The organism is Mycoplasmatota bacterium, assembly GCA_018394295.1.
In the GTDB taxonomy this organism is placed as follows: Bacteria; Bacillota_I; Bacilli_A; order Haloplasmatales; family Haloplasmataceae; genus JAENYC01.
Genome location: CP074573.1, coordinates 588,793 through 615,662 on the forward strand (window position 1 = coordinate 588,793; position 26,870 = coordinate 615,662).

The window sequence follows — 26,870 nt, forward strand, 5'->3', positions numbered from 1 at the left end:
GTTTTAGTCTTTATTATTTAATATTTCAATTTGGTCCCCATTATTATTATAATTTATATTTTCATCACTTTGGATAGGGTTTGAATCTTCAAATATAGCCCAATCCATCTGACTTCTTTCTAAAGCATTGGCTTGATTAATTTTATCAATATCGAACTGTCTACTTACGACACATGTTTTTGCGATATAATCATGTAATCCTCTTTCATCTTCTGTTGAGATAATCATAATGAACATCGCAACGTTGATGCCTAAACAAATTAATCCTGTTAATAAAGTTAAGACGACACTTAGTGACCCCCCTAGCATTGTGAGTGTAATAAACGTGATAGGGACATTAAATAATAGAATTTCAAAGAAGAAGATATTTCTAAGGAATAAATGTTTAAAAGAAGGTGCTTTGTAATCAAGTGATACTACTTTAATTCCTACAATTAATTTACCTATTGTACTTCCTTTTGTCAAATAAGGAAGGCAAGTATAGTAAATAAAATAAATTAAAAGTGGTAATATAGCATTCGATAGTATAATAATTAATCTTATATTAATTGCGGAATAGACATGTGTTGAATATGTTAGAAGTGAAACTAGTGTATATATAATACTAATTCCAGAACTAATAATAATACCATCAATAATGGCAGCTCCTATTCGTTTTCCTTTCATATATGGTCGTTTCCCCTTTCAAAGATTTTTCTCATATTACTATTATACTATATTTTTAAAAAGATTAAATATAATTTTGTAATTATAAGTTATTGTTTGGTGTTTAAATAAGATATTTAATGAAAAAAGAGAGTTCTTTTTGAACTCTCAATTACTTTGTGATATATAAAATACCTATTGTTCCTCTGCCACAATGACTTGATATGACACAACCTGCGGTTGTTTCATAAAGGTTTGTAATCTCTAGATTTTGAGATAGTTTTTCTTTTAAGTACTTAGCAGCTTTAAAATTTAAAGAATGTGTAACCATGACAAAATCAGGATCTAATTTATCCTTATCATTAAATATTTTATTGAGTAATAGGTCATATGCTTTATTAATTCCTCGTGGTTTTGCGCCAACTAGCATACCACCATCTACGACATGAATGATCGGTTTTATTTTTAAAACAGTTCCAACAAAATGGGCAATACCAGAACATCTTCCTCCTTTGTATAAATACTCCATAGTATCAATCACAAAAGCAGTTTCAACTTTTGGAACAATTTCTCTAACTTTTTCAGCAACCTCTTTAGCACATAAACCCATTTGGGCAAATTTAGCCGCTTTTAAGGCAACTAGCCCAACACCAGTAGATAAGTTTAATGAGTCAACGATATGTACTCTTCCTTCTTCAAATTCAGAAGCAGCAATTTTCGCACTCTGTATCGTAGAAGAAAATTTAGAAGATATTCCTACAAAAACAATATCATAGCCCTCATCTATATAGGGTTTAAAGAAATCATAAAATTCTCCTGATGATGCAGCTGCAGTTTTAGGTAGTTTATTTTTTCTATTTACTAAATCATATAATTTTTCCGTTGTGATATTTACTCTATCATAATAGACTTCATCATCAAAAATAACATGTAAAGGGATTAATTTTATATTATTTTCCTCCAAAAGGCTATTTGATAGATCACATGTACTATCTGTTGTAATAAGAACTTTATTCACATCTATTCCTCCATATCATAATACCTAACCTTATTTTACTTAAAAAACCAATTTCTGTAAACATTATTTGACAAAAATCAATAAATTAAATAATTATCTATGGATAATCATATTGTTTCATTGTATAATAATCATTAATAAATCGTCAAGGAGGTATAAGATGGAATCTCTAAAAAAATTACCAACATTAATCAGTGAACGGATTATTTTAAGACCTATTAATATGATTGATTGTAGTGATATGTATGATTATTCTAAAAGAGAAAATGTCGGTCCTAAAGCAGGTTGGATGCCACATCAATCAATAGATGAGACAAAAAAAATTATTGAAATGATGACAAGTGAAATGTTAACTGAAGATAATATTGGAGTATTTTCTATAGTGGAGAAAAAGAGTTTAAAAATGATTGGGACCGTGGGGTTACATCGTTTAAATAAACATAAAGGTTGTGTAGAACTAGGTTATGTTTTAAATCCTGATTTTTGGGGATGTGGGATAACCTTAGAAGCAGTAACTACAATTATCCCTTGGATATTTGAGGATTTAAATTTATATCGCTTAGAATGTAATCATTATGATTTTAATCATCAATCAAAAAGAGTAATTGAAAAAGCTGGTTTTACACTTGAAGGTGTTTCTAGAAAGAAGATTGTTTTACAAGATGGAAAACGTTGCGACTTATTGAATTATTCTATATTAAAGGATGAATATGATAATAGAGAATTACCTTGGCAAAAAAAGTTGGACAAGACAGATTGTGATCAAACAATTTAAAAAATATAAGAAATCTAATAAATAGGGAATTAACCCTATTTTTTTATAATAATATAAAAATCTTTTCAATTTTACTAATGAACTTAAAGATATTAATCCACTGTTATTACTTGACAAGGGATTAGAAAAACAATATGATGATTATGGAAATAACTACCATTTGGTAGTATTTAATAAAGGGATGTAGGTGGAAGTAGATGGAAAAACATTTAATATTGATTGATTTAGATGGAACATTATTAAATAGTAAAAGTCAAGTTAGTGAAATGAATAAAATTATTTTAGGGGAAGTACAAAAACAAGGTCATGAAATTATTATTACAACAGGAAGAGCTTATTACCGTTCACACATGTTTTATGATGAATTAAATTTGCGGTCGTTAATTGTGAATCGTAATGCAAGCATTATTCATGGGCCCTATGATAATCAATTTAAACACATTTATGAGTGGATAGACCCAGATACAGTTGAAAATATTTTAACTTGTGAAATAGCACATTTTATGAGAAAAATGTATATTGAACATTTAAATGAAGTATACGTTGTAAAGGGTGAAAGAGATTTTTATGAACCATATCCACTATGTAAATTAATTGATTACAATAATCAAGCATTATTTAATTGTACCAACTTATTATCTATATCAGTTGAAAAAAAGGATGTAGAAAAGACGAAAACAATTTTAGAGCGTTATTCAATGGTTAAATATGAAAAATATTCAATGGGAGAAGAGTTGACTTTATTTAATGTTTATCCAATACAATCGGATAAAGCGAATGCTTTTTCTTATTTAAGTGATTATTATGGAGTACCTCAACATCGTATTATCGCTTTTGGTGATGGGGGAAATGATGTCAGAATGATTAAAGAAGCAGGCATAGGAATTGCGATGAAAAACGCAATTGATGTAGTAAAGAAAAATGCTCAGTTAATCACCGATTATTCAAACAATGAATCAGGAGTAGGTTTATTTTTAAAAAAATATTTTGAATTAAATATTTAGATTTTTTTGTTAAAGAAAAAGACACCAACGCCACCAATTCCTATATGGGTACCCATTGCACTACCAATTTGATCAATTATAAAATCTTTGTGGCCAAGTCTTTCTATTAATTTTTGTTTGATTACTAAAGCGACTTCTAAATCGTTCGCGTGCATAATCGCTATGGTTTGGTCTGGATAATTTTTAATTCTTTCTTCAACAAGATCAACCATTTTGTTGAAGGCTTTGTTTTGTCCTCTGACCTTTTGGAGTAGTTTTATTTCACCATGTTCAATATGAAGGATGGGTTTAAAATGTAATAGGTTTCCAATTAAAGCGGTTGATTTTTTTAATCGTCCACTTTTAAATAAATATTTTAGGTCTTTTACAGTAAAAATATGTTCACTATGGTTTGTCATCTCTTCTAATACTTGAATGATATTAGGAAAAGGTGTATTATTTTCAATTAGTTGAGCTGCTTTTATCGCCATGAGTCCTGGAATACCAGAGCCTCCTTTAGAGTCGATGATTTTAATTTTTATATCAGGATATTTTTCTTTTAGTTCCTCGACTACCATAAAAACAGTTTGATAGGTTCCTGATAATTTTGAAGAGATACTTATAAAAATGATGTCATGATTATTTTTAGCTTCTTTTTCAATGGCTTCATAGACATCAAATGGATTAGGTTGACTTGTTTTTACATCATCACCTTTTTTTAATGATTGATATAATTCATCAACCGCAATGGTTTTTTTATCTTTGTATTCTTTATTATTAATGTTTACAATAAGTGGAACTACACCAATTTGATAGTTGTCAAAATAATCACTTGGTAAGTCTGCTGTGCTATCAACAATTAATTTAATCAAATTATCTACCTCACTTTTAATCTTTTATTATATTTTATCACTAAAAGAAATAATTAATCAATAAAATAATTAATGTATAGATTATAAAATAGTATAATAAAATAAAATGATGAAAGGATATTATATGAAAGAGAAGACGTTATATTTATGTTTAGTAATAATACATTCGTTTGTAGGAATTGGTGGTTTATGTGGTGGATTTGGGATTATTTTAGATCCTAGTGGAGAATGTAATGGTGTCACAACTGATCTTTTAAAAAACGCACCATTTGATGATTTCTTTATTCCAGGATTAATTTTATTCTTCTTAATTGGTTTTTGTGATCTAATTGTAGCAGTTTTTGCTTATAATCACTATAAATATCAACCTTGTTTAAGTGGTTTTATGGGTATAACACTTATGATATGGATTATTGTTCAATGCTTCATGATTGAATCTGTAAATGGGTTACATGTTCTATTCTTTTTATTTGGATTAATAGAAGCATTACTTGCTTTTGTCTTGGCATATAAAAAAGATACCTTTCCATTGCCTTATATTAAAAAGAAATTATTACGAAAATGAGATATAAATTTATCTCATTTTTTTCTTTTTGGTGGTTAAGAATGAAAGAAAAAAACATAATAAGAATAAGAAGGGTGATGTTCATGCTTAATTTAAATGGATATCTTGCAACAGAAATAAATAAGACAAAAGAAAAAAATTATAAAGAAAATCAAGCATTATTTGATTTGTGTATAGAAATCAATCAATTTTGTCAAATATTTAAGTATGAGTTAAAAGTAGATGATACAGATAATATTGGAATTGTTTCAACACTTCTTTTTTTTAAACTATTGGATACTTATCAGAGTGTTATATTATTATATCGTTATGGTCTAGATACACAAGCACGAACGGTGAATAGAACGATATTAGAAGGACTGTGGGTAATTAAAAATTTGTATTTAAATCCTAATGAAACTTTTCAACTACTAATAGAAGATGAATATTACAAAAAAATTAATATGCTTCATGATATAAAAAATAATCAAGATAGTTTTTATGAATATATCACCAAAAATAATATTCTTAACGTAGAAGAAGAGATGAAAAAACTAGAAGAAAGTATGAAAAAATATGGTGTAAAGAAAATACGGAAAATTAATGTGAAAGAAATGGCTTTAAAATCAGAATCAGCATTAGAATATTATTATATTTATAAATTACTATGTCGTGATGTTCATGTCGACTCAGGTCAATTAACTAACTATTTTATGAGTGGGGTAGATGGAAGTATTCAAGGATTTGATGACTCACCAAGTACGAATAACATTGAAGAAGTATTAATAACTACTTCAGATTTAATTCTAAAAGCAGTTATTTTCGTAAGTAAGATTTTAAAGATTGATAAAAAGGAAGATATCAAGTATTATATAAATAGAGTACATACTTTTTAAGAGGTGATATAATGGAAGCAGGAAAGATGACTCAATTTACAGTTGAACGAGAAACTGATATTGGCTATATATTAAGTGATGGTCATAAGGAAAATGAGATTTTCCTTCATTATAATGATTGTGATGGAAGAAATCTTCAAGATGGAGAAGTAGTAGATGCCTTTTTATATTTTGATCACAAAAATAGAATTGCAGCTACCCTACAAAAACCTAAAATTACTGTTTTTGATTGTGATTGGGTTGAAGTAGTGGATGTTGTTTACTTTGGGGTATATGTTAACATCGGTATTAGAAAGGATATTTTACTATCTAGTGATGATTTACCACTTGATGCGAACCTTTGGCCTCAAATTGGGGATTTATTGTATGCAAATTTATATAACGATAATGATAAAGGATTATTATTAGAACTTGCTAGTAAAGATGATTTTCTTGAAATTAAAGTAAATGCTCCTAGTGAAATCTATGGAAATAAAATTCAGGCACGTGTATTTAATTTAGGTAAACATGGCGTAAATGTTATTACGAATGAAGGATATTTAGGTTTTATTCATCATTCTGAATATAAAGAAGAACCTCGATTAGGAGGTCTAGTCGAAGGTAGAATTATTAATGTTAAAGCCAATGGTGAAATTAATTTATCCTTAATTCCACAAAAGGAAATCGCTATTAATGATGATACAGAGCTTATTATGGATTATTTGAATTCAAATTCAGGGAACATGCCTTTAGGAGATGCATCTAGTCCTGATGAGATTAAATCATTATTAGGTATCAGTAAATCAGCCTTTAAACGGGCTATGGGAAAATTAATTAAAGATAATAAAATTATCCAAAATCAGGAAAAAAAAATAACAAGTTTAAAATAATTATAATAATAAAAAATACACATCAGTTCAGTTTGATGTGTATTTTTTTTTCTAGTTTTCACTTATCCATCTATTTATAAAAGCATTGTCCACAAATTCTTGTTTAGGTAAATAAATTTTTAAAACATCTCTTATATATTCTACATGATAATTAGGATTAATATTATTATTTAATGGGGTATAGACTTGGTTACGTTGTAAGTAATCACTACTACCCACGGTGTAATATTTCTCTTCATTTAATTCTTCATTTCCAATTAATATTTTATTTATGGTTTGGTTTTTATAAATAATAGTCATGCCAGAAACGTGAAGTCTACCTAATGCAATTCCTCTAAACCCCGGTCCTTTTCCATTATGTAAACAGTTTTGCGGGTCTAATGAAATTTGTAAAGCAGCTTTTATATCTTTTCCTTTTACTTCAAATGAGGTAGCATTTAATGGAGAAGGAGCGATTTCAATTAATTTTAAATCAGTTACAAATCCTTTTTTTATTCCCCCATTAATAATTCCACTATTAATAAGTCCAATATCACATTTAAGTAAATCTCTTAAACTGTCAGCTAGTAAATTACCAATCGGACATTCTTCTAAATAATCATGATATAAGGTTTGATTTAATGGATATAGAGCTTGACTTAAATAATTAATCGCTTCAATTTTATTTTCAGCTAATATTTTTATAATACCAGTGTCTTTTTGAATAGTATTTGTGCTTATAACCTTTGAATTACTTAAGGATAGTTTATTGTCTTGTAGTTCAAATTCTATCACACCTAGGTTTTCTCCATATTGTCCGGCACTATGATTTATGACTCCATTAATGATTTTGGCTTCAGGATATAATTTGTGATCATGGCTAGAAATTATAATGTCAATCCCATCGATTGAATTTGCTAGTAGTTCATCGTTTTTAGTACCAATATGATTGACTAAGATACAGACATCATGTTTGTTTTCTTGTATTATTTTTGTTATTTCTTCTCTATAGTCAATGAAAGAGAATCCCATTAATTCATTAAAAATTGGGATATTAGGGCTTGTTCCTATGATTAAAAACCGAACATTTTGTTTTATTAGGAAAATAAATGGATTAACATCATTTAAGGGTTTTCCACTTTTTAATAAATTACAACTTAAAAACGGGATAGGAGAAAGATTGGTCATAGATTCAAGCATTTTTATTCCTTGAAAAGTCTCGTTATTTCCGATAGTAATCGCGTCATAACCAGCCTTTTCTAATAATTGTCCTGCTAGTTTCCCTTTAGTCCCCATTAATTCTACTCTTTTAAAATCTGCAAAATCACCAGCATCTAAAATAATCGTATTTTCATCTTTGTTTAAATTAATCAATGTTTTGATTTTCGCAAAGTTTTCATAATTACTATGAATATCATTGGTGTGTAAAATTTTAAATTTCATTTTCCCCTCCACATGCATTTATAAATTAAAATAAATTCTTTTTACGCATAAATATCGCAACGATTAGTGCGACTGTAAATGATAAAATGACTATAATTAATAGTCCGATAGAATTATCACTAAAAGGTAAAGGCACGTTCATTCCAAATAGACTCGCAATTAAAGTTGGTATCGCTAAAACGATGGTTATTGATGTTAAAGTTTTCATGACCATATTTAAATTATTAGAAATAACAGAAGCAAAGGCATCCATCATTCCACTTAGGATTCCACTATAGATGTTTGACATTTCAATTGCCTGTTTATTTTCAATAATAACATCTTCTAGTAATTCTTCATCTTCTGGGTAATGTTTTATATGTTCTACACGGTGTAATTTATCTAATACCACTTCGTTAGAACGTAATGAGGTGCTAAAGAAAACAAGTGATTTTTCTAAATCTAATAATTGAATAAGTTCTTTATTTTTTAATGATTTATGTAATTCTTTTTCTATACGACTTGATTGTCTATCAATTAATCGTAGATATTGTAAAAATAGAGCTGCATTTTTAAATAGAATCTGATAAATAAATCGTGTTCTTTTATAGGTAAAAAAACCTTTTACTTTATTTTCTATAAAATAATTCAATATTTGTAACTCATTAAGGCAAACTGTTATGATATGATTACTTGTTGTTACGATAATCGCTAAGGGGATTGTCATATAAAATTCTGAATTTTCTTCTCTTTCAATGGTTGGCACATCGACAATTATTAACGTGTAATCATCTTCTGTTTCTATACGAGCTGTTTCCTCAGCATCGAGTACAGACTTGATATCATTTTCATCAATATTAAGTTTCGTAGATATTGTTTCAATTTCTTCTTGCGTTGGTTTGACTAAATTAATCCAAGCACCATCTTGAATATCATCTAATTGTTCTAGTTGGTTTTGTTCATTTGTTTTATAATAGGTTAACATAGTATCACTCCTGTACTTCTCTCATCCTTTTTAATTCATGTTATTTTATGTAAAGAAGTCAAAAATACACTTTAACAATAAAAAAAAGAAGGAATGAATGGCTTCTTTATACATCTGATTAACATATTTAAAGGGATGTTGCTAATTCTATTTTAAGTATATTTTATTAAAGATAGTATGTCAATAAGTTTAATCTCAACGTAACTATTAAATAAAAGGATATTCTTCAATTTTCTTTTATTTTTTTACAATTTTTATTTAAATAATAGTAAAATCACGCTATAATAGAAGAAAATGAGGATAGGGAGGTTTAAATGAAACCTACAATTGAAATTAAAAATTTTACAAAGTATTATGGTGATTTTAAAGCAGTAGATATGAAGTATCTAAGCGTGTATCCTGGTGAAATTCTTGCTTTACTAGGTCCAAATGGTGCAGGTAAAACAACAACATTAGAAACATTAGAAGGATTACGTGAGGCTAGTAGTGGGGAATTAACTCTAAAAGGTTTAAATGTTAGGACTGATTATCATAAAATACGTAAGTTAATTGGTGTCCAACTTCAATCACAAAGTTTACCACCATCTATAACGATTAAAGAAGCGATGGAACTATTTTGTGGTTATTATCAGGTTAAACCTAGAGTTGATTTATTAGAGCGTTTTGGTTTAAAAGAAATTGAAAATAGACAATTTGGTAATCTATCGGTTGGTCAACAAAGAAAATTAGCACTAGCAATCGCAATGGCACATGAACCTGAAATATTAATCTTAGATGAACCAACAGCAGGACTTGATGTGAATATCAAGGCTGAGTTACATGAAGTGTTAAAAGAATTAAGAAATAAGGGTTGTTCTATTATTTTATCAAGTCATGATATGTTTGAAATAGAAAAATTAGCTGATCGCATTGCGATTTTATTAAAAGGTGAAATTATCACAATCGCAACACCGACTGAAATAAAAAATACTTATAATTTAATTAAGATAAATGTTAAAACAGAAAAAAGTACGCTTCTTAATGGTTTTAGTAGTGAATTTCTAATTAATCCTATCAATAATCAAGAATACATAGAATTTTACATCGATATTAAAAATGTTCATCAATTATTAAATGAAATCATGGGTTACTTAGATGAACATCATGATGAGATTGTTGATATTAATATTGAAAAATCTTCATTAGAAGAGCGATTTATCGCACTAACAAATAAGTTGGAGGAGGGAGCAGAATGAAAAATTTTTTGAAACATCTAAAAATAGACTATAAAATTAGCATACGTGATAGAACTTTATTTTTAATGAGTTATTTATTCCCACTTACCTTTTTCTTTTTCATGGGACTTGTGATGACCTCAGTAAATCCATCATATAAAGCTATTTTATTTCCAAGCATGTTGATGTTTTCAATACTAACTTCAACGGTTTTAATTGTCCCAAATGTCATTGTTTCTAATCGAGAAACAGGGATTTATCGTAGCTTTAAAATTTATGGAATTCAAAAACGCTCAATCATAGCCCTGACTATTATTAGTAATTTAATTAATATCTTAATTGTTAGTTTAGTAATTGGCTTCGCATCAGCTTTTGTATTCAAAGTATCAATGCCTAATGGGTTAAAAGAGTGGGGATTATTGTTAGTATCAGTTTTTCTTGTTTGGTTTTCATCAATCACAATTGCGATATTATTAGGGAATGTGGTTAAAAATAGTAAACACACAGTGATGTATACACAACTTATTTTTCTACCATCTATATTATTAGGTGGGGTAATGATTGAAGTGAAAACATTACCTACTATCATGCAATCGATTGCCATGATTTTTCCAACAACACATGCGATGAATATGATTAGTGTTTGGAGTTATCATCAAGAAACAACGATACAAGCCATTGTCAGTATGATTATTTTAATCATATTAGGATTACTCTTTCTAGTATTAGATTTTGTTTTATTCAGATATGATCATAAAAATAAGTAAAATAGATTCATTAAAAATACTACAATATTGTGTATTTTTATTTCTTGTTTGATAATAGTAATTTGACTGGTATTAAGTATGAGGTGATTAAATGACTGGAGATAAGGTAATATCTGTTTCACGAAGGACCGATATACCAGCATTTTATACTGACTGGTTTATTAATGGTATTAAAAGAGGATATGTTGATTCCATTAATCCTTTTAACCGAAAGTATGTTAGTAGGGTTAGTTTATTACCTGAAGATGTGACATGTTTCGTCTTTTGGACAAAAAACCCTAAGCCAATATTTAAGTTTCTTCCAACTTTAGATAGATTAGGATACAAATATTATTTTCAATATACTTTAACTTCATATAGTAATGATATAGAGAAATTGGTTCCTAATAAGTCTAATGATTTAATTAATACATTTAAAATGTTATCTGATCTCATAGGAAAAGATAAAGTTATATGGCGTTATGATCCAATTATTCTAACTGAAAAATATAATAAAGAATATCATTATAAATATTTCGAAGAAATAATGAAAAGACTTAAAGACTGTACGAATAGAGTTGTTATTAGCTTTGTTGATTTGTATAATAAAACCGAAATCAATACTAGACATTTGAATATAAAGAATTGGACGCCTTCTTTAATGAGAGAGGTTGGATATGAACTTGCTAAAATATCTAAAAGGTACAATTTAGAGATACAAACATGTTCTGAAGAAGTTGATTTAAGTGAATTTGGAATAGAACATGGAAAGTGTATTGATGATAGGATTATTAGCAAAATAACGAATAAAAAAATAACTAAGCTTAACAAAGATAAAGGACAACGAAAAGCTTGTGGTTGTGTAGAAAGTATTGATATTGGATCAAACAACACATGTAAACATTTATGTTTTTATTGTTATGCAAATATTAGTGAAAAAACTGTATTAAATAATGTATTAAAGCATAATCCCAATTCAGCATTATTAGTGGGAGAATTAGTAGGTGATGAAACAATTCATTGGAGAAATGGTATAAAATACTTAAAATCAAAAGAACAAATTAAAAACAAAAGTGACGATTTATTAAATCTATAAAAATTTAATATAAAAGTTTTAAATTTATATAATGTTACTTTGAAACAACTACAAAAAAAGGAGGGGGATGCATGATAAAAATTATTCCATATAGCCCTATATATTTAGAGGAAATGACAGAACTTTTTATTAAAAAATATCAAAATGTTGTAAAAAAAATTCCATTGCTCCCAAATAAATACTCGATGGTTGAAGAGATTAAACCTAAAATTGAGAAGATTAGTTCTACTTATGATACAGTTGTCGCGGTGAAGGATAATCATGTTGTAGGTTATTTATCAGGGTTTTTGATTGATTCATTTAAAAGCTCTCATTCAGGGATATATACACCAGAGTGGTCACATGCTACATTAAATAATGATGTAAATATTTTTAATGAAATGTATCAGAGATTTTTTTCGATAGTATCTAAAAAGGGTTGCAAGGCACATGCAATCACGATTTTAGGTGATGAACTGGAATTAAAAGAAAATCTAAATTGGAATGGTCATGGTTTATTAGTTATTGATGCCATTAGAAAAGCACAATTAATTAATGAAAGAAATCAAAACATTAAGATTCGTTTTGCTTGTTTAGACGATATACCTAAATTAATCAATATCATAGAAGAAAATCATGGTTATATGTCAGGGTCACCAACATTTTTACATATAGATAAAGGTAAGAATATCAGTGAGATGTTAAATACGTGGTTAACCGATGTGAAAACAAAAATATTAATCGCTTTTGAAAAAGAGAAAATTATAGGGATGATGAAAGTAGTGATTAATAGTTGCAATTCTGCAACCATTGTTCATGATAAGAAAATTTTAAAAATTTCAACAACCCATGTTCTAGAAGCTTATCAAAATCAAGGGATAGCTAAAGCTTTGTTAAATGAAGCCAATCGTTATGCATTAGATAATAATTTAGAAAGTGTTGCCGTTGATTTTGAATCAACCAATTTTAAGGCAAGACGTTTTTGGTTAAAACATTTTGACATTGTTTGTTACTCATTAATCCGTTATATTGATGATAGAATCCTAGAAATTAATTAATAGATTCCTTCTTTTTTACGTTTATTATTAAGTATTATTTTCCTATTAATGGTAAATAATAAAACGAAAAAAGGAGGTAACATGATGATTGTTAAGCATAAAATTATCGTTGAAAATAATGAAAAAGTATTAGTGGTTTACTTAGATAATAATTTAGAAGAATTTGCGAGTGAATTAGGAGATAATGCGGAAGAGAGTGAAAAAAACTTAAAGGAACAAATACAAGATTATATTAAAAAACATAATATTAAATTTAGTGGGAAGGTAGTTAAAGTATTGGCAGGGGCTCTTTTAGTAGCGACTCTAGCTTTTGCGCCTGGAGGAGATTATAGAGCAAGCGCAGCCTCTTTAACTCAAGCAAATAATCAATCATATGTTGTAGAACCTGGTGATTCTTTATGGAGAATTGCAAATAATTATGGGATTAGTGTTGATGATCTAAAAGAGATGAATGATTTAACTACCGATACCATTCAACCAGGGCAAACACTTATTGTTAATAAAACAACCGCATTAAGTAGTGTTTATATTGTTTCAGAAAATGATTCTTTATATAAAATAGCACAAGTAAGTGGTTTAAGTATTTCTGATTTAAAATCTTATAATCATTTAACCAGTGATACCATCCATCCAGGACAAAAACTTTTGTTAATTCCTGATGCTGAGGTTGGAACTTATACGGTTAAATCTGGTGATTCCTTATGGCATATCGCTAAAAATTATAGTATGAGTGTTGAGGATTTAAAACGATTGAATGATATTTCAGAAACTATATTTCCAGGTCAAGAATTGAAAGTTATACAAGCAGCCTCTCCTGATACTTATACCGTTCAACCAGGAGATTCATTGTGGGGACTTGCAAGAGGATTTAATACAACTGTAGATGAGTTAAAATCAATTAATAATTTATCAGGTGATACCATTTATCTAGGTCAAACGTTATATATTCCAAATGTTTCTGAAACGCCTCCAATAACGGAGATACCATCTGAGACTAAGATGACTGTAACAATAAAGCGGTATAATGGCACAATTCAATATATTTCACTAGAAGAGTATGTAACTGGGGTAGTAGCTGCTGAATTAGGTGCTGGTTTTAATGATGCTTCGTATAAAGCGCAAGCACTTGCAGCTAGGACTTATGCTGCGAAACGGGTTGTAGAAGGTAAAATTATAACAGATACCGATAGTCATCAGGTTTATAAGGATGAAAGTCAAATAAGACAATTATGGGGAGAAAATGATTATAATACCTATTATCCACAAGTTGAAAAAGCGGTTAATGATACAAGAGGAGAAGTGATTAAATATAATGGAGATTTTATTGATGCTTTATTCTTTTCAACGAGTAATGGAAAAACAGAAAATCCTGTTTATGTTTGGGGTGGAGAATTAGATTATTTACAATCGGTTGATAGTCATTGGGATACCAAATCACCCTATTTTTATCGGGTAAATACCTTTACAACTAGCGAATTCGCCGCTAGATTAGGTGTTTCTTCCTCAAACTTATACGCTAATGTGTTATTTAGAACGGCCAATGGTAGTGTAAATACCATTAATATATCAGGAAGATCCTTTTCTGGGAATTATGTTAAAAGTCGTTTGGGATTACGTTCAACAGATTTTGATATCAGGATTTCTGGTGGAAAAGTAACCATTGAACAACGTGGCTGGGGACATTCAGTGGGAATGAGTCAATACGGTGCATATTTTATGGGAGAAGAAGGATATACTTATGATCAAATCATCCATCACTATTATCAGGGTGTTGATATTAATAGAATATAGAAGAACTCAGCTGAGTTCTTTTTTTATGTAAAAAAGTATGATGAAACCATCATACTTAGGGATTTATTAATTCTATTAAATTTTCTAAATTATCGATTTTTTCTTGTATTTCTTCATAAGCTATTTTTATATCATTGATTGTTGTCTCTTTTGTATTTGTTATTTGTGAAAGTGGATGAACAAAAATATCATGATATTCTTGTTCTGTTAAATCAGCTTTTTCCATAATATAATTTTTTCTAAATTCTTCTCTTTTTTCATAATCTAAGATTTCAGCACTTTTTTCTTTTAAATCAATGGGATCTATTCCATGGGCTATCATTAATTTATCATTATATATTTCTTCTAGTGACAGTAATTGTTCATAAAGTTTATTAGAATTTTCTTTAGTGTTCGTCTGATTAGGAAAAATCAATTTTTGAATATCGTCTTTAACGTCTGTTAAATGATTAGATTGAAAGAGATATAGACATAATAATACGAATAGATATTTTTTCATTATGATCCTCCTTTGTCACTTTTTAGTATTTCCTATAGTTTGTGATTCATTAGAATATTTCATAAAAAGGTTGACAGATTAACAGTTTAGGATTATTATAAAATATATTGTAGGTTAGAAGCATGGTGATATAGATGAAATCAAGTAGTTTAGAGATTTCTAAGGCTGCTATTTTAGTGGCAATGACGAGTTCTCGAGAAGAAGAACATCAAAAAATTGAATTATTGAAAAAAGAAGGCGTAAGAGCAGTTGCGGTTGATATTGGTGGTAATTTATTGGATTCAATTCCAAAAATTGTAGAACGCGCTGTTATTGCCGCAAGAAGAAAAAATGTCATAAAGGAATGTCATGTTAGTGATGGTGCTGTTGCTGGGGCAACAAGGGATGCTATTATGCAAGTTGCAAGTAGAGCAACCGGTTTAAATGTAGGTGGCAAAATAGGGATTGCTAGATTAGGTGAACATTTAAGTGTTTGTATATTTATGAGTATTGGTTTACTTCATTTAAATGAAGTCTCTATTGGTTTAGCACATCGCTCAATTCCTGAATAAAAATGTAGAATGGTAGAATAGTAGTTTATAATCGTGTTTTTTGTCGCACAATAAACTCCTAACTATTAGGAGTTTTTTATTTTTTGAAATTTATGGAGGATGGAAGAATGGTAGGAAAAAAAGTAGTTATTTTTGGTATTTGTGCATTCTTTATATTATTAATGGTAGGGTGTACAAAAGTTGATGGAAAAATTCGAATAGGTATCACACAATATGTAAGTCATGTTGCTTTAGACAGTAATCGTAAAGGTTTTATGGATGGACTTGCTAGTCAAGGATTTGATGATAAAAAAGTTCATTTTATTTTTTCTAATGCCCAAGGTGATGTGGCAACAACTAATATTATTGCCAATGATTTAATCTCAAAGAAAGTAGATTTAATTATGGCGATTGCAACACCTTCTGCTCAAGCAGTTAAAAATGTGGCAGAAGATGTGAAAATTCCAATTTTATTTTCTGCAGTTACTGATCCTGTTGAATCAGGACTTGTTGAATCAATAGATCATCCAGGAGGGAATGTGACAGGTACAAGTGATATGGCACCAATTGATAAACAATTGGCTTTGATTAAGGAATTGCTTCCTGAAGCAAAGAGAATAGGATTTGTCTATAGTTTAGGTGAAACGAATTCAATCATTCAACTTGCACAAGTTCAAGACGAAAGTGATAAATTAGGACTTTCAATTGTTTCTAAGGGTGTGACAACATCAACAGAATTAGCGGATGTACTTGATCTATTACTTAAAGAAGTGGATGTTTTATATATACCAACTGATAATTTAGTTGCATCATCAATGCCTATTGTTGTTTCTAAAGCAATTGAGAAACAAATTCCTGTCATTGGAAGTGAAAAGGCACATGTTGAAAATGGGGCACTGTTAACTAGTGGAATTGACTATTATAAATTAGGATTTCAAACTGGCTTAATGGCAGCTCGTATATTAAATGGTGAAGTACCAAATGATATTCCAGTAGAGAGTCTAAATGAAACAGAAATAGTTATAAATATGAATACAGTAAAAGCACTTGGTTTAACTATTCCACAAGATTTATTAGATCAAGCAACGATAATAGACTAATGATTATTATTAATGTATTAGAACAAGGATTCATATTTGCCTTACTTGCTTTAGGTGTTTATATTACTTATAAAATTTTAGACTTTCCTGATTTAACAGTGGATGGTAGTATCGTTTTAGGAGCAAGTGTAACAGGGATGTTAATAACGAAAAATTTTGATCCACTGACATTAACCGTTTTTTCTGTATTCAGCGGTTTAATTGCGGGATTTCTAACAGGTATAATCCATGTTTATTTAAAAATCAGTCACTTACTTTCAGGAATTCTTATTATGATTAGTTTATATTCAATTAATTTGCGAATAATGAATAGTCCTAATATTAATTTTTTTCAATATGATACTATTTTTAATCACTTTTGGATTAAAAATAAACTAATCATATTAGGGGTAGTTGTTTTACTTGTTAAATTACTTTTAGATTTATTTTTAAAAACGAAATTAGGGATGCTTTTAAAAATAACAGGTGATAATCCACAATTAATAACTTCATTAGGAATTGATATTGGTAAGATGAAAATATTTGGATTAATGATTTCGAATGGTTTAGTCGCTTTATCTGGTTCGCTTTTAGCACAATATCAACGATTTAGCGATATTAATTCAGGTGCAGGAACCATTGTTATTGGGTTAGCAGCTGTTATTATTGGGCAAGCACTTTTTAAATTCAAGTTTATTTTTATTAAGGACACAACAGCCGTTATACTTGGGGCGATTACTTATAAACTAATACAAGCCTATACTTTACAGCTTGGTTTACTCGCAAATGATTTTAAATTAATTACAGCACTTATAATCATTTTAATTCTCGGACTTCATCACTTTAAATCGAATTTAAAAGGAAGTGATGTAAAATGTTAGAATTAAAAAATGTTAGTAAATCTTTTCAAGATAAAAAAGTTTTTGATAAGTTTAAATTAACTGTTGATAAAAATGATTTTATTACGATTATTGGTAGTAATGGTGCAGGTAAATCGACATTACTAAATCTTATCTCTGGAGAATTAAGTGTTGATCAAGGTGTAATTAGTTTAAACGGTGATGATATTACTCATTTAAAAGCATATAAAAAAGCAAAAAAAATGAGTCGTGTCTTTCAAAAACCACTTTTAGGAACGTCACCTTCTTTAACTATTATTGAAAATCTATCAATTATTTTAGCCAAAAGAACAGGTTTTGGATTAAGGTATGCGGTTAAAAAGAAAAATATAGATTATTTTAAATCTTTATTAAAACCATTAAATTTAGGATTAGAAAATCAGTTGAATACAAAAGTGGGTTTATTATCAGGTGGGCAAAAGCAAGCATTATCACTTATAATGGCTACTTTATCAAAGCCTCAGTTACTTTTATTAGATGAACATACAGCTGCGCTAGACCCAGAAACAGCAAAAATTATTTTAGAGTTAACTAAAAATTTAGTTGAAAAACAAGAAATTACCACCTTAATGATTACGCATAATTTAAATGATGCCATAACTTATGGTAACCGTCTAATTATGTTAGATAAAGGAAAAGCGTTACTTGATATACATGGTAAAGAAAAACAATCTTTAACAAGTAATGATTTATTAAATTTATTTAAACAAGCTAAAAGTAATATAAGTTCAGAAACATTTTTTAGTTAAAAAAACTATTTATTTTTAAGTATTTCTATAATTAATTAAAAATCTAGTAATCATTGGTTACTAGATTTTTTTATATCTGAGATTGATTGTTGTAAATATTGGAAAAAAATAGTTTTCAAAAAATTATTTACTTTTGAAAAGAAGAGACTTATTTAAGTAATTGTCAAAAAAAGCTAATTAAAAAAAATTATACTTTCTTAAAAAAAGTTAAAAATATAAATGTCATCAATATAATCAAATAGGAGGATTATTAATGCACAAAAATAACCAAAACCAAAATATGGCAGGTATGTCTAAAAAAGCTAAAGCAGCTAGTCAAGCAGCAGCTCAAGCTAGTCGTAACCAAAGTAATATGGCTAATCAAGGCCAAGCAGGTTCTTCACAATTTATGGCTGAATTTGGTGCAGGTTCTGGAGCAATGGGTTCACAAGGGTATAATGCATACTCAGCTGAAGCTAAAATTGGAACAGACGCAGCAAAAAAACAATATAAGAGCGCATCTTCAGCAAATGCTTCCTCTCCTACTGAATTTGGTATGGGTACAGGAGCAATGGGACAAAGCGCAATGAGTCAAGAAGCAAGAATGAAATCACAAGAAACAGCAAAACAATTGAAAAAAAGTAATATGCCAAACCAACAAACAAATAAATAATTCTATTTAGAAATAAATTATATAAAGACTTCTAATTGATGACCCTAATCTGTCAGTGTATACTGACAGATTTTTGGTTAATGTTGAATAATTGTTTGTAAATTACATAATATATGGTTGATATTTATTTCGGAGGCCTTGTATGAGTATAAAAATTGGTATTCCTAGAGGATTATTATATTATGAATATTCACCGATGTGGATTTCTTTTTTTAATGAATTAGGTACTGATGTTATTATTTCACCTAAAACAAATAAGAAAATATTAAATGATGGAACAATTTCTACCGTAGAAGATGCTTGTATTCCAGTAAAATTATATAATGGTCATGTCATCAATTTACAGAAAAAGGTTGATTATTTATTTGTTCCTAGAATTATGGGAGTCTATAAAAACGAATATATTTGCCCAAAATTTTGTGGGTTACCAGAAATGGTTAAGTATTCAGTGAAAGACCTTCCGAAAATGATTAATACAAAAATTGATTTAATGAAAAAAGATAAGCTGAAAGAGGCAATGATGGAAATTGGTTCTTTTATCACAAAAGATAAAAAGAAAATAATAAAGGCTTATCATTCTGCACAAGATAATTATCTAACACACAAAAAAAATCAAAAGAATAAATGGTCAGGTAGTAATAAAAATATTTTGTTAATGGGACATCCTTATGTTTTAGATGATGATTATCTAAATATGAATATAAAAAATAAATTATTAGATGAGGGTTATCAGTTTATAACTCCAGATATGATTGATGAAGAAATAATTAATGAATATGCCTTAAAATATCATGGGAAACTATTTTGGTTATTTTTTAGACAAATGATTGGTGCTTGTCTTTATATGATGGAAAAAAATGTGGTTGATGGTGTCATTTATATTTCTTCATTTGGATGTGGTATTGATTCTGTTGTTGCTGAAACAGTTGAAAGGAAAATAAGAAGAGAAAGTGATATTCCTTTTATGCTTTTAATAATTGATGAACATAGTGGAGAAGCGGGATTTAATACCCGCCTAGAAGCATTTATTGACATGTTGAAATGGAGGAATCAAAATGAAAATCACCTTTCCACACATGGGAACTACGTTTATTCCCATTAAAATGATATTAGATGAACTAAATATAGAGGTAATATTACCACCGAAAAGTAATAAAAGAGCCTTAGAATTAGGGGTAAAGTGCTCACCGGAGGCTATTTGTGTTCCTTTTAAAATAATTACTGGAAATATTTTAGAAGGCATTGAAAAGGGCGCAGATACAGTATTTATGTTAACGGGATGTGGACCATGTCGTTTTGGTATCTTCCATGCTTTACAAAGAGAAATAATTCATGATATGGGCCATGATGTTGAATTTCTAACGGCTGATCGATTTAGTAATTATGAGGGGTTAAGAGAATTCTCACAACGATTAAAAGAAGCTTCTCCTCAAAATAGTTATATAAAAATCATACGTACGATTAAAAAAGGATTAAAAGTTCTAGATGAAGTTGATACACTTTATGAACTTACTAATAAGTTAAGACCTAGAGAATTAAATAAGGGGGAAGTGGATTATATTTGGGCTCAGTTTGAAAATGATATTAGAACTTCTTATGGATATAAAGAAGTAATGCATGTGATAAAAAAATATCATCTACAGTTAAAAGAAATTGAGGTTGATTATAAGAAACCCTGTTTAAAAGTAGCGATTGTAGGAGAAATTTATACGATTCTAGAAAATTATATTAATCTTAATATTGAAAGAAAATTAGGAAATATGGGGATAGAGGCTATTCGAACAACATCAGCTAGCGAGTTTGTTCGTGAACAACTTGACTTTATCCCATTTATGCGTTCACAGAAGAAAAAGATATATAAAGCAGCTAGTAAATACTTAGATATACCGATAGGTGGACATGCGATTAATTCAATTGGAAATATCATGCGGGCAGTTAAAAATGATTATGATGGTGTTATTCATTTATTGCCATTTACTTGTATGCCAGAGATCGTTGTTCAAAGTATTTTACCAACCATTGAGAAAGAACAAAATATTCCGATAATGACATTAGTATTAGATGAAATGACAGGTGAAGGTGGTTATATTACACGCCTTGAAGCCTTTGTTGATTTAATACAAAAAAGGAGAGAAATGAAAAATGAAGGAAAAAGTTTTTCTTGGTATTGATGTTGGTTCTGTTAGTACCAATATCGTTTTAGTAAATGAAAATAAAGAAATCATTGAAAAATTATATCTACGGACGATGGGAAACCCCATCAAGGTCTTAAAAGAAGGTTTAAACAATATAAGAGAACAATATGCTGATGATATTCAGATTATGGGAGTTGGAACCACTGGAAGTGGGCGTACTTTGGCAAGTTTTATGGTAGGTGGTGATGTTGTTAAAAATGAGATTACATCCCATGCAGTTGCGAGTTCAACCTATGTACCTGATGTAAAGACAATTTTAGAGATTGGTGGACAAGATTCAAAAATCATTATTTTAAGAAATCATGTTGTTTGTGATTTTGCGATGAATACGGTATGTGCAGCTGGTACTGGTTCTTTTTTAGACCGACAAGCAGCACGTTTAGGTGTTCCAATTGAAGCATTTGGAGATTTGGCTTTAAAGTCACAGACACCTGTAAGAATCGCTGGAAGATGCGCTGTGTTTGCCGAATCAGATATGATTCATAAACAACAACTTGGTTATAGTCAAGAAGATATTATTAATGGGTTGTGTGAAGCATTAGTTCGTAATTATTTAAATAATGTTGGAAAAGGGAAGGAAATTTTATCTCCTGTTGTGTTTCAAGGTGGGGTAGCAGCGAATAAAGGTATCAAAAAAGCTTTTGAAAGGGCATTAGGATGCGAAGTTTATGTTCCTGAACATTATAATGTTATGGGGGCACTAGGTGCTGCGATTTTAGCTCAAAGGGAAGCTCAAAGAAAACATCAAACTAACTTTTTAGGTTTTGATATCGCTGATATCGATTTTCAGGTAAAAGGATTTGAATGTCAACATTGCCCAAATGCTTGTGAGGTAGTAGGAATCTATAAAGATGATTTATTAGCAGCAAGATGGGGAGATAAATGTGGACGATGGACAAATATAAATTTAGAAAGTCCAGTGGCTTAAATCGAGTGAAATAACATAATATTAATGTATTTATTTGGATAAATTGAATTTGAATATTGAAATTATAATTCTTTTCTTTTATAATTATAGTTAAATAAATAAGGTTATTTGGGAGTTTATTATGTTATTTAAATCAAAATTAAGAAAAATCCTTAAAAACGAAATACATAGTTTAATTGCTTTTTCATTTATACTTATACTGGGGAAATCTTTAATATGCTGGTACATCATTGAAAGTATTTTTTTTCATTATAATCCAACGCTAATATGGAACTTATTAGGAATATTCATTGTTTATTTTATATTCGGTGTTATAGGATATAAAAAAGCAAAAATAATAAAAAAATTAAAATGGTCACTTTTAAATTTTGAAGATTTTCCGCATGAAGTTCATAATATATTAAAAAATCGTAAAGCAACCTTAAAATCTTCAAATGGGTATATCAGTTTATATTCACTATATGATGAAGCGTTACAATTATTTCATCATTCAGAATTAAAGAAATGTGCTTAAATTATCAAAAAGAGTTTACAGATTATGTAAATTCTTTTTTATTTTGTAATAATAGAAAAAAATTTTAAGTATATATAATTAAGAATAATTTATGAGGTGAATGATTATGCAAGATATCTTATTTAAAAAAATCGCTGACACCTTATTTGAAATGTGTAAAGAAAATCAAATAGGGGTAATTACCTATTTTGAAGTAGAAATTCAAGTCAATTCACAAGTGAATAAACAGAGTTTACTTAATTATTTAATTGAAGAAATTCCTGAATTAGTAAATTATAATACAAAAATAAAGATTAATGAAAGTAAATTTAATGTACAAACAGTAATGAAAACTGTTGAGGGTGTTTAAGATGAAACGGTATGTGCTTAAAATTTATGGGGTGGATCAAAGAGATAGCTTTAGTCAATTGATTTATCAACAAGCAATAAAAAATCAGTTAAAAGGGTTTGTGAAAATATGTAGTGGTTATGTCCTTTTGGATTGTGAAGGGGATAAAAAGAATATCTGTTCATTTTTAATAGAAGTAATAAAGAAGCCAATGCTTTTAGTTAAGATTGAAAAGGTGAAGGCATTTTTACTAGTCCCTTATCACTATACGAAATTTACGATGATTGATCGTAAGAAGAATAAATGATTTGGTGATAAATTAGAAAAGGATGATTTTGATGGATGAAAGGAAACTGATTGATTATATTAATCAAAATGTGAAGCGTAAAATAAATATAATGGATGTATGTGGAAAGCACACAAATGTGATTAAAAGAATAGACTTAGAGTCTGTCTTATCAGATAAGATTAATCTTGTCTCAGGTCCTGGATGTCCTATTTGCATCACTAGTTCACAAATAGTAGATTTAGCTATTTCACTAGCTAAAAGTAAAAAAACAATCGTTACTTATGAAGATATGTTAAAAGTAAGAGGGAGTAAAAATAGTTTAAATGATTTATTACTAGATGGATACAAAATAAAATTGATTAAATCACCACTGGATTTATTTTTATTCATTGAACAAAATAAAAAGGATGAGATTGTTTTTTTAGGTGTTGGTTTTGAAACAATTGTACCTGTTTTATCATCTGTTGTGAAGACAATGAAAAGGTTAAAGATAGACAATGTATCTTTTCTATTATCTATAAAACGGATGGAACCCATTATAAGAAAACTATTAGTAGAAAATAAAAAAATAGATGGGATAATTGCTCCTGGTCATGTGGCATCAGTTACTGGTAGTGATTATTTTAAATTTATAACAGATCATTTTTCTTTATCATGTGCTATCTGTGGGTTTAAAGCACATGATATTTTATCAGCAATTTATTTTCTTATAAGACATGTTGATAAACCAAGTTTTATCAATTTGTATAGTCATTTTGTCCGTCCTTTAGGAAATAAAAAAGCATTAAATTTAATCAATCAGGTATTTGATATTAGGGATTCTTATTGTTTTGGGTTGGGGAATGTTTATCAATCAAGTTATCAATTAAAAGAAGAATTTAGTGCTTATAATGCTTTCAAAAAATACAAATTACGACTTCTTAATAAAAATGAAGAAATTAAAGAATGTTTATGCAAGCAGGTAATATTAGGTTTTAAAAAGCCAACCGACTGTCGTTCATATCAATCAGAATGTAACCCTACGAATCCAATAGGTTCTTGTATGGTATCATCTAATGGAACCTGTTTAGCGTATTTTAATTATAGAAAGCGTCGTAAAAAGTAGATTAGATTTTACTTGTATATATAGGGAAATGGAAATATTTGTCTATAAATATTATAAAAAAATATTGTGGTTTAAGACAGTATTTAATAGGTTTATGGTATAATAGTAGTCACATGTATTATTATTTATAATAAAATATATGTGTAGTATTTGTTGGCACAACTTAGATAAGAGAAAAGCGCCTGGACTTAATATTTTAAGTTGACGAGGAGAAGGTTATCGAAAGATTCGGCGGATGCCTTCTAGTGTCCATCTACGCTAAAAGTTATTTTCAAAACCATTTGGTAACAAATGAGACAAAAAAGTAGCAGGATGAAGTTGTGTCACACACATTAAATAAATAATTGGAAGGAGCGATTTTTTGTGTGTGGAATTGTAGGATATATCGGTAAAAAAGATGTGAAAAACATCTTACTTACGGGTCTACAAACATTAGAATACCGTGGTTATGATTCTGCGGGACTTGCTTTATATACGGATGAGGGGATTGCTGTGTATAAAGAAAAAGGAAGAATTGAGCAGTTACGTCAGATTGTTGGAAGTGAAGTAGCTTTTTTAGGGATAGGTCATACCCGTTGGGCAACCCATGGGGTACCGAATCAAGTGAATTCTCATCCACATCAAAGTTTAGATGGCAGATTTGTTTTGGTTCATAATGGTGTTATAGAAAATGATGATGAATTAAGAGAGAAATATTTTGTTGGTCATCCTTTTAGAAGTGAGACTGATACAGAAGTAATTGTTGAATTACTCAGTTATTATGTTAGAAAATATCAGGTAGTTGATGTTGCATTAAGACATTTAATGAATCAGTTACATGGATCCTATGCATTAGCTATTATAGATAATGATGATCCTGATACTTTTTATGTAGTTAAAAATAAATCACCTTTATTAATTGGTAAAGGTGAGGGATTTAATATGGTAGGATCTGATGCAATTGCGATGTTAAAGGAGACTAACCTATTTTATGAATTAGACGATTTAGAGTATGCGAAAATTACAAGAGATAAGATTGAAATATATGAGATTACTGGTGCGCTTATAGAAAGGGAACCATTTGAAACGAAGTTAGATGCAAATGATATTGAAAAAGGAACCTATTCTCATTTTATGTTAAAAGAAATTGATGAACAACCTTTTGTATTAAGACGTATTATTAAAGAATATGAAAAAGATGAAAAGTTATTTATTGATGAATGTATTATTAATGAGGTCAGAAATGCTGATCGTTTATATATTATCGCAGCGGGAACAAGTTTTCATGCCGGATTAATTGGCAAGCAATTATTTGAAACATTAGCGCAAATTCCAGTTGAAGTTCATATTTCAAGTGAATTTGTTTATAATATGCCTTTAATTAGTCAAAATCCATTGTTTATATTTATTTCTCAATCAGGTGAGACAGCGGATAGTAGAGCATCACTTGTTAGAATAAAAGCAATGGGTTATAAATCATTAGCGATTACAAATGTTGAAGGTTCAACATTGTATCGTGAGACAGATTATCAATTATTATTGCATGCAGGACCAGAAATTGCGGTAGCTTCAACAAAAGCTTATTCAGCTCAAATCGCGGTGTTATCTATTTTAGCGTACTTAGTAGCTGATGAGAAAAAATTTGATTTAAAACATGAATTATCATTAGTTGCTAATGTGATTGAAACCTTATGTGATGATAAAGAATTATTTGATAATCTTGCGAAAGAGTTATTTACGAAAAGAAATTGTTTCTATATTGGTAGAACAATGGATTATTATGTAGCCCTTGAAGCAGCATTAAAATTAAAAGAGATTTCTTATATTCAAACAGAAGGATTCGCATCAGGTGAATTAAAACATGGGACAATCGCCTTAATTGAAGAAGATACACCGGTTATCGCAATCATCTCACAAGAAAATACGAATTTAAATACACGTTCAAATATTAAGGAAGTCAAAGCAAGAGGTGCGAAAACCTTAATGATTTCATTAAAATCAATGAGTGCTGAAAAAGACCAAATCGTTATCGATGATGTCTATCCATTATTAACACCACTTGTGACGATTATTCCAACACAATTATTAGCATACTATGCAGCACTTCATAGATATCTTGATATTGATAAACCAAGAAATTTGGCTAAGAGTGTTACCGTAGAGTAGAATAGTTTAATATTAGTTTTGAGTTGTAAGTTTATAAAAAAGATTAGACAAAATGATTAAAATCACCTAAAGAGTAAATTATATTT

29 protein-coding genes are annotated in these 26,870 nt (G+C 29.0%); 23 read left to right on the forward strand and 6 right to left on the reverse strand.

What is annotated here, in order from left to right; genetic code table 11:
* Positions 1-3: 3 nt before the first annotated feature.
* Together KHQ81_02435 and KHQ81_02440 are read right to left on the reverse strand one after the other, a co-directional pair.
* On the reverse strand, positions 4-666 hold the full coding sequence (locus KHQ81_02435; protein ID QVK18594.1) for an RDD family protein: 663 nt from the start codon (positions 664-666) through the stop codon (positions 4-6).
* Between the two features lie 151 nt (positions 667-817).
* Complete coding sequence (locus tag KHQ81_02440; protein ID QVK18595.1) at positions 818-1,663, reverse strand: DegV family protein; 846 nt, start codon at positions 1,661-1,663, stop codon at positions 818-820.
* A gap of 160 nt (positions 1,664-1,823) precedes the next feature.
* On the opposite strand from KHQ81_02440, the gene KHQ81_02445 reads away from it, so the two are divergent.
* Both KHQ81_02445 and KHQ81_02450 read left to right on the forward strand, forming a co-directional pair.
* Positions 1,824-2,438: a GNAT family N-acetyltransferase gene (locus KHQ81_02445; protein ID QVK18596.1), complete on the forward strand. Its 615-nt coding sequence runs from the start codon at positions 1,824-1,826 to the stop codon at positions 2,436-2,438.
* A 197-nt stretch (positions 2,439-2,635) separates the two neighbouring features.
* The gene (locus tag KHQ81_02450; GenBank protein ID QVK18597.1) at positions 2,636-3,442 is read left to right on the forward strand and encodes a Cof-type HAD-IIB family hydrolase; all 807 of its coding nucleotides are present in this window, start codon (positions 2,636-2,638) and stop codon (positions 3,440-3,442) included.
* Here the strand turns inward: KHQ81_02450 and KHQ81_02455 are convergent.
* Positions 3,439-4,293 (reverse strand): DegV family protein, encoded by an 855-nt coding sequence (locus KHQ81_02455; GenBank protein QVK18598.1) that lies wholly within the window; start codon positions 4,291-4,293, stop codon positions 3,439-3,441. The genes KHQ81_02450 and KHQ81_02455 overlap by 4 nt on opposite strands.
* 124 nt (positions 4,294-4,417) lie before the next feature.
* Here KHQ81_02455 and KHQ81_02460 point away from each other — a divergent pair, with 124 nt between their 5' ends.
* The 3 genes from KHQ81_02460 to KHQ81_02470 are packed head-to-tail and all read left to right on the forward strand — an operon-like array spanning position 4,418 to position 6,602.
* Positions 4,418-4,858: a hypothetical protein gene (locus KHQ81_02460; GenBank protein ID QVK18599.1), complete on the forward strand. Its 441-nt coding sequence runs from the start codon at positions 4,418-4,420 to the stop codon at positions 4,856-4,858.
* A 41-nt stretch (positions 4,859-4,899) separates the two neighbouring features.
* Positions 4,900-5,733, forward strand: a complete 834-nt coding sequence (locus KHQ81_02465) for a hypothetical protein (protein ID QVK18600.1) — start codon at positions 4,900-4,902, stop codon at positions 5,731-5,733.
* Positions 5,734-5,744: 11 nt separating this feature from the next.
* The gene (locus KHQ81_02470) at positions 5,745-6,602 is read left to right on the forward strand and encodes a hypothetical protein (protein ID QVK18601.1); all 858 of its coding nucleotides are present in this window, start codon (positions 5,745-5,747) and stop codon (positions 6,600-6,602) included.
* Positions 6,603-6,653: 51 nt separating this feature from the next.
* Here KHQ81_02470 and KHQ81_02475 read toward each other — a convergent pair whose 3' ends face one another.
* Positions 6,654-8,024, reverse strand: a complete 1,371-nt coding sequence (locus tag KHQ81_02475; GenBank protein ID QVK18602.1) for a bifunctional metallophosphatase/5'-nucleotidase — start codon at positions 8,022-8,024, stop codon at positions 6,654-6,656.
* 25 nt (positions 8,025-8,049) lie between these two features.
* A complete protein-coding gene (locus KHQ81_02480) occupies positions 8,050-8,988 on the reverse strand; it encodes a magnesium transporter CorA family protein (GenBank protein ID QVK18603.1) in 939 nt (312 codons plus the stop codon).
* A 314-nt stretch (positions 8,989-9,302) separates the two neighbouring features.
* On the opposite strand from KHQ81_02480, the gene KHQ81_02485 reads away from it, so the two are divergent.
* The 5 genes from KHQ81_02485 (at position 9,303) to spoIID (ending at position 14,872) form a co-directional block, all read left to right on the forward strand.
* Positions 9,303-10,223: an ABC transporter ATP-binding protein gene (locus KHQ81_02485; protein QVK18604.1), complete on the forward strand. Its 921-nt coding sequence runs from the start codon at positions 9,303-9,305 to the stop codon at positions 10,221-10,223.
* A complete protein-coding gene (locus KHQ81_02490; protein ID QVK18605.1) occupies positions 10,220-10,969 on the forward strand; it encodes an ABC transporter permease in 750 nt (249 codons plus the stop codon). The genes KHQ81_02485 and KHQ81_02490 overlap by 4 nt, the downstream gene beginning before the upstream one ends.
* Before the next feature lie 91 nt (positions 10,970-11,060).
* Complete coding sequence (locus tag KHQ81_02495; GenBank protein QVK18606.1) at positions 11,061-12,044, forward strand: DUF1848 domain-containing protein; 984 nt, start codon at positions 11,061-11,063, stop codon at positions 12,042-12,044.
* Between the two features lie 71 nt (positions 12,045-12,115).
* Positions 12,116-13,081 carry a GNAT family N-acetyltransferase gene (locus KHQ81_02500; GenBank protein ID QVK18607.1) on the forward strand — a complete coding sequence of 322 codons (966 nt, stop codon included), beginning with the start codon at positions 12,116-12,118 and terminating at the stop codon, positions 13,079-13,081.
* Positions 13,082-13,165: 84 nt separating this feature from the next.
* Entirely contained in the window at positions 13,166-14,872 is a 1,707-nt protein-coding gene (spoIID, locus tag KHQ81_02505) for a stage II sporulation protein D (GenBank protein QVK18608.1), read from the forward strand.
* A 55-nt stretch (positions 14,873-14,927) separates the two neighbouring features.
* Here spoIID and KHQ81_02510 read toward each other — a convergent pair whose 3' ends face one another.
* Positions 14,928-15,371, reverse strand: coding sequence for a hypothetical protein (locus tag KHQ81_02510; GenBank protein ID QVK18609.1), 444 nt, complete (start codon positions 15,369-15,371; stop codon positions 14,928-14,930).
* 134 nt (positions 15,372-15,505) lie between these two features.
* On the opposite strand from KHQ81_02510, the gene KHQ81_02515 reads away from it, so the two are divergent.
* The 13 genes from KHQ81_02515 to glmS all read left to right on the forward strand — a co-directional run bounded on the left by KHQ81_02515 (position 15,506) and on the right by glmS (position 26,784).
* Positions 15,506-15,922, forward strand: a complete 417-nt coding sequence (locus KHQ81_02515) for a HutP family protein (protein QVK18610.1) — start codon at positions 15,506-15,508, stop codon at positions 15,920-15,922.
* Between the two features lie 107 nt (positions 15,923-16,029).
* Positions 16,030-17,001, forward strand: a complete 972-nt coding sequence (locus KHQ81_02520) for an ABC transporter substrate-binding protein (protein ID QVK18611.1) — start codon at positions 16,030-16,032, stop codon at positions 16,999-17,001.
* Positions 17,001-17,861: an ABC transporter permease gene (locus KHQ81_02525; GenBank protein QVK18612.1), complete on the forward strand. Its 861-nt coding sequence runs from the start codon at positions 17,001-17,003 to the stop codon at positions 17,859-17,861. The genes KHQ81_02520 and KHQ81_02525 overlap by 1 nt, the downstream gene beginning before the upstream one ends.
* Positions 17,855-18,628, forward strand: coding sequence for an ATP-binding cassette domain-containing protein (locus tag KHQ81_02530; GenBank protein QVK18613.1), 774 nt, complete (start codon positions 17,855-17,857; stop codon positions 18,626-18,628). The genes KHQ81_02525 and KHQ81_02530 overlap by 7 nt, the downstream gene beginning before the upstream one ends.
* A 253-nt stretch (positions 18,629-18,881) precedes the next feature.
* Positions 18,882-19,280, forward strand: coding sequence for a hypothetical protein (locus KHQ81_02535; protein ID QVK18614.1), 399 nt, complete (start codon positions 18,882-18,884; stop codon positions 19,278-19,280).
* A 142-nt stretch (positions 19,281-19,422) separates the two neighbouring features.
* Positions 19,423-20,382 carry a 2-hydroxyacyl-CoA dehydratase gene (locus tag KHQ81_02540; protein QVK18615.1) on the forward strand — a complete coding sequence of 320 codons (960 nt, stop codon included), beginning with the start codon at positions 19,423-19,425 and terminating at the stop codon, positions 20,380-20,382.
* Positions 20,336-21,451, forward strand: coding sequence for a CoA protein activase (locus KHQ81_02545; protein ID QVK18616.1), 1,116 nt, complete (start codon positions 20,336-20,338; stop codon positions 21,449-21,451). Before KHQ81_02540 ends, KHQ81_02545 begins: the two co-directional genes overlap by 47 nt.
* The gene (locus KHQ81_02550; protein ID QVK18617.1) at positions 21,423-22,403 is read left to right on the forward strand and encodes a 2-hydroxyglutaryl-CoA dehydratase; all 981 of its coding nucleotides are present in this window, start codon (positions 21,423-21,425) and stop codon (positions 22,401-22,403) included. The genes KHQ81_02545 and KHQ81_02550 overlap by 29 nt, the downstream gene beginning before the upstream one ends.
* A gap of 121 nt (positions 22,404-22,524) precedes the next feature.
* Complete coding sequence (locus KHQ81_02555; GenBank protein ID QVK18618.1) at positions 22,525-22,917, forward strand: hypothetical protein; 393 nt, start codon at positions 22,525-22,527, stop codon at positions 22,915-22,917.
* A gap of 106 nt (positions 22,918-23,023) precedes the next feature.
* On the forward strand, positions 23,024-23,266 hold the full coding sequence (locus tag KHQ81_02560) for a hypothetical protein (protein QVK18619.1): 243 nt from the start codon (positions 23,024-23,026) through the stop codon (positions 23,264-23,266).
* 1 nt (position 23,267) lies between these two features.
* Positions 23,268-23,552, forward strand: coding sequence for an acylphosphatase (locus KHQ81_02565; GenBank protein ID QVK18620.1), 285 nt, complete (start codon positions 23,268-23,270; stop codon positions 23,550-23,552).
* A gap of 31 nt (positions 23,553-23,583) precedes the next feature.
* Positions 23,584-24,639: a hydrogenase formation protein HypD gene (hypD, locus tag KHQ81_02570; protein ID QVK18621.1), complete on the forward strand. Its 1,056-nt coding sequence runs from the start codon at positions 23,584-23,586 to the stop codon at positions 24,637-24,639.
* Between the two features lie 363 nt (positions 24,640-25,002).
* Positions 25,003-26,784 (forward strand): glutamine--fructose-6-phosphate transaminase (isomerizing), encoded by a 1,782-nt coding sequence (gene glmS, locus KHQ81_02575; protein ID QVK18622.1) that lies wholly within the window; start codon positions 25,003-25,005, stop codon positions 26,782-26,784.
* Positions 26,785-26,870: the final 86 nt, after the last annotated feature.

Bases quoted from the DNA above. Each gene is read 5' to 3' on its own strand.
- KHQ81_02460 (QVK18599.1), top strand. From the start codon at position 4,418: ATGAAAGAGAAGACGTTATATTTATGTTTAGTAATAATACATTCGTTT.
- KHQ81_02535 (QVK18614.1), top strand. From the start codon at position 18,882: ATGCACAAAAATAACCAAAACCAAAATATGGCAGGTATGTCTAAAAAA.
- KHQ81_02520 (QVK18611.1), top strand. From the start codon at position 16,030: ATGGTAGGAAAAAAAGTAGTTATTTTTGGTATTTGTGCATTCTTTATA.
- KHQ81_02465 (QVK18600.1), top strand. From the start codon at position 4,900: ATGAAAGAAAAAAACATAATAAGAATAAGAAGGGTGATGTTCATGCTT.
- KHQ81_02480 (QVK18603.1), bottom strand. From the start codon at position 8,988: ATGTTAACCTATTATAAAACAAATGAACAAAACCAACTAGAACAATTA.
- KHQ81_02565 (QVK18620.1), top strand. From the start codon at position 23,268: ATGAAACGGTATGTGCTTAAAATTTATGGGGTGGATCAAAGAGATAGC.
- hypD (QVK18621.1), top strand. From the start codon at position 23,584: ATGGATGAAAGGAAACTGATTGATTATATTAATCAAAATGTGAAGCGT.
- KHQ81_02450 (QVK18597.1), top strand. From the start codon at position 2,636: ATGGAAAAACATTTAATATTGATTGATTTAGATGGAACATTATTAAAT.
- KHQ81_02470 (QVK18601.1), top strand. From the start codon at position 5,745: ATGGAAGCAGGAAAGATGACTCAATTTACAGTTGAACGAGAAACTGAT.
- KHQ81_02530 (QVK18613.1), top strand. From the start codon at position 17,855: ATGTTAGAATTAAAAAATGTTAGTAAATCTTTTCAAGATAAAAAAGTT.
- KHQ81_02445 (QVK18596.1), top strand. From the start codon at position 1,824: ATGGAATCTCTAAAAAAATTACCAACATTAATCAGTGAACGGATTATT.
- KHQ81_02550 (QVK18617.1), top strand. From the start codon at position 21,423: ATGAAGGAAAAAGTTTTTCTTGGTATTGATGTTGGTTCTGTTAGTACC.
- KHQ81_02515 (QVK18610.1), top strand. From the start codon at position 15,506: ATGAAATCAAGTAGTTTAGAGATTTCTAAGGCTGCTATTTTAGTGGCA.
- KHQ81_02510 (QVK18609.1), bottom strand. From the start codon at position 15,371: ATGAAAAAATATCTATTCGTATTATTATGTCTATATCTCTTTCAATCT.
- KHQ81_02435 (QVK18594.1), bottom strand. From the start codon at position 666: ATGAAAGGAAAACGAATAGGAGCTGCCATTATTGATGGTATTATTATT.
- KHQ81_02560 (QVK18619.1), top strand. From the start codon at position 23,024: ATGCAAGATATCTTATTTAAAAAAATCGCTGACACCTTATTTGAAATG.
- KHQ81_02495 (QVK18606.1), top strand. From the start codon at position 11,061: ATGACTGGAGATAAGGTAATATCTGTTTCACGAAGGACCGATATACCA.
- KHQ81_02485 (QVK18604.1), top strand. From the start codon at position 9,303: ATGAAACCTACAATTGAAATTAAAAATTTTACAAAGTATTATGGTGAT.
- KHQ81_02475 (QVK18602.1), bottom strand. From the start codon at position 8,024: ATGAAATTTAAAATTTTACACACCAATGATATTCATAGTAATTATGAA.
- KHQ81_02500 (QVK18607.1), top strand. From the start codon at position 12,116: ATGATAAAAATTATTCCATATAGCCCTATATATTTAGAGGAAATGACA.
- KHQ81_02555 (QVK18618.1), top strand. From the start codon at position 22,525: ATGTTATTTAAATCAAAATTAAGAAAAATCCTTAAAAACGAAATACAT.
- spoIID (QVK18608.1), top strand. From the start codon at position 13,166: ATGATTGTTAAGCATAAAATTATCGTTGAAAATAATGAAAAAGTATTA.
- KHQ81_02490 (QVK18605.1), top strand. From the start codon at position 10,220: ATGAAAAATTTTTTGAAACATCTAAAAATAGACTATAAAATTAGCATA.
- KHQ81_02545 (QVK18616.1), top strand. From the start codon at position 20,336: ATGAAAATCACCTTTCCACACATGGGAACTACGTTTATTCCCATTAAA.
- KHQ81_02540 (QVK18615.1), top strand. From the start codon at position 19,423: ATGAGTATAAAAATTGGTATTCCTAGAGGATTATTATATTATGAATAT.
- KHQ81_02525 (QVK18612.1), top strand. From the start codon at position 17,001: ATGATTATTATTAATGTATTAGAACAAGGATTCATATTTGCCTTACTT.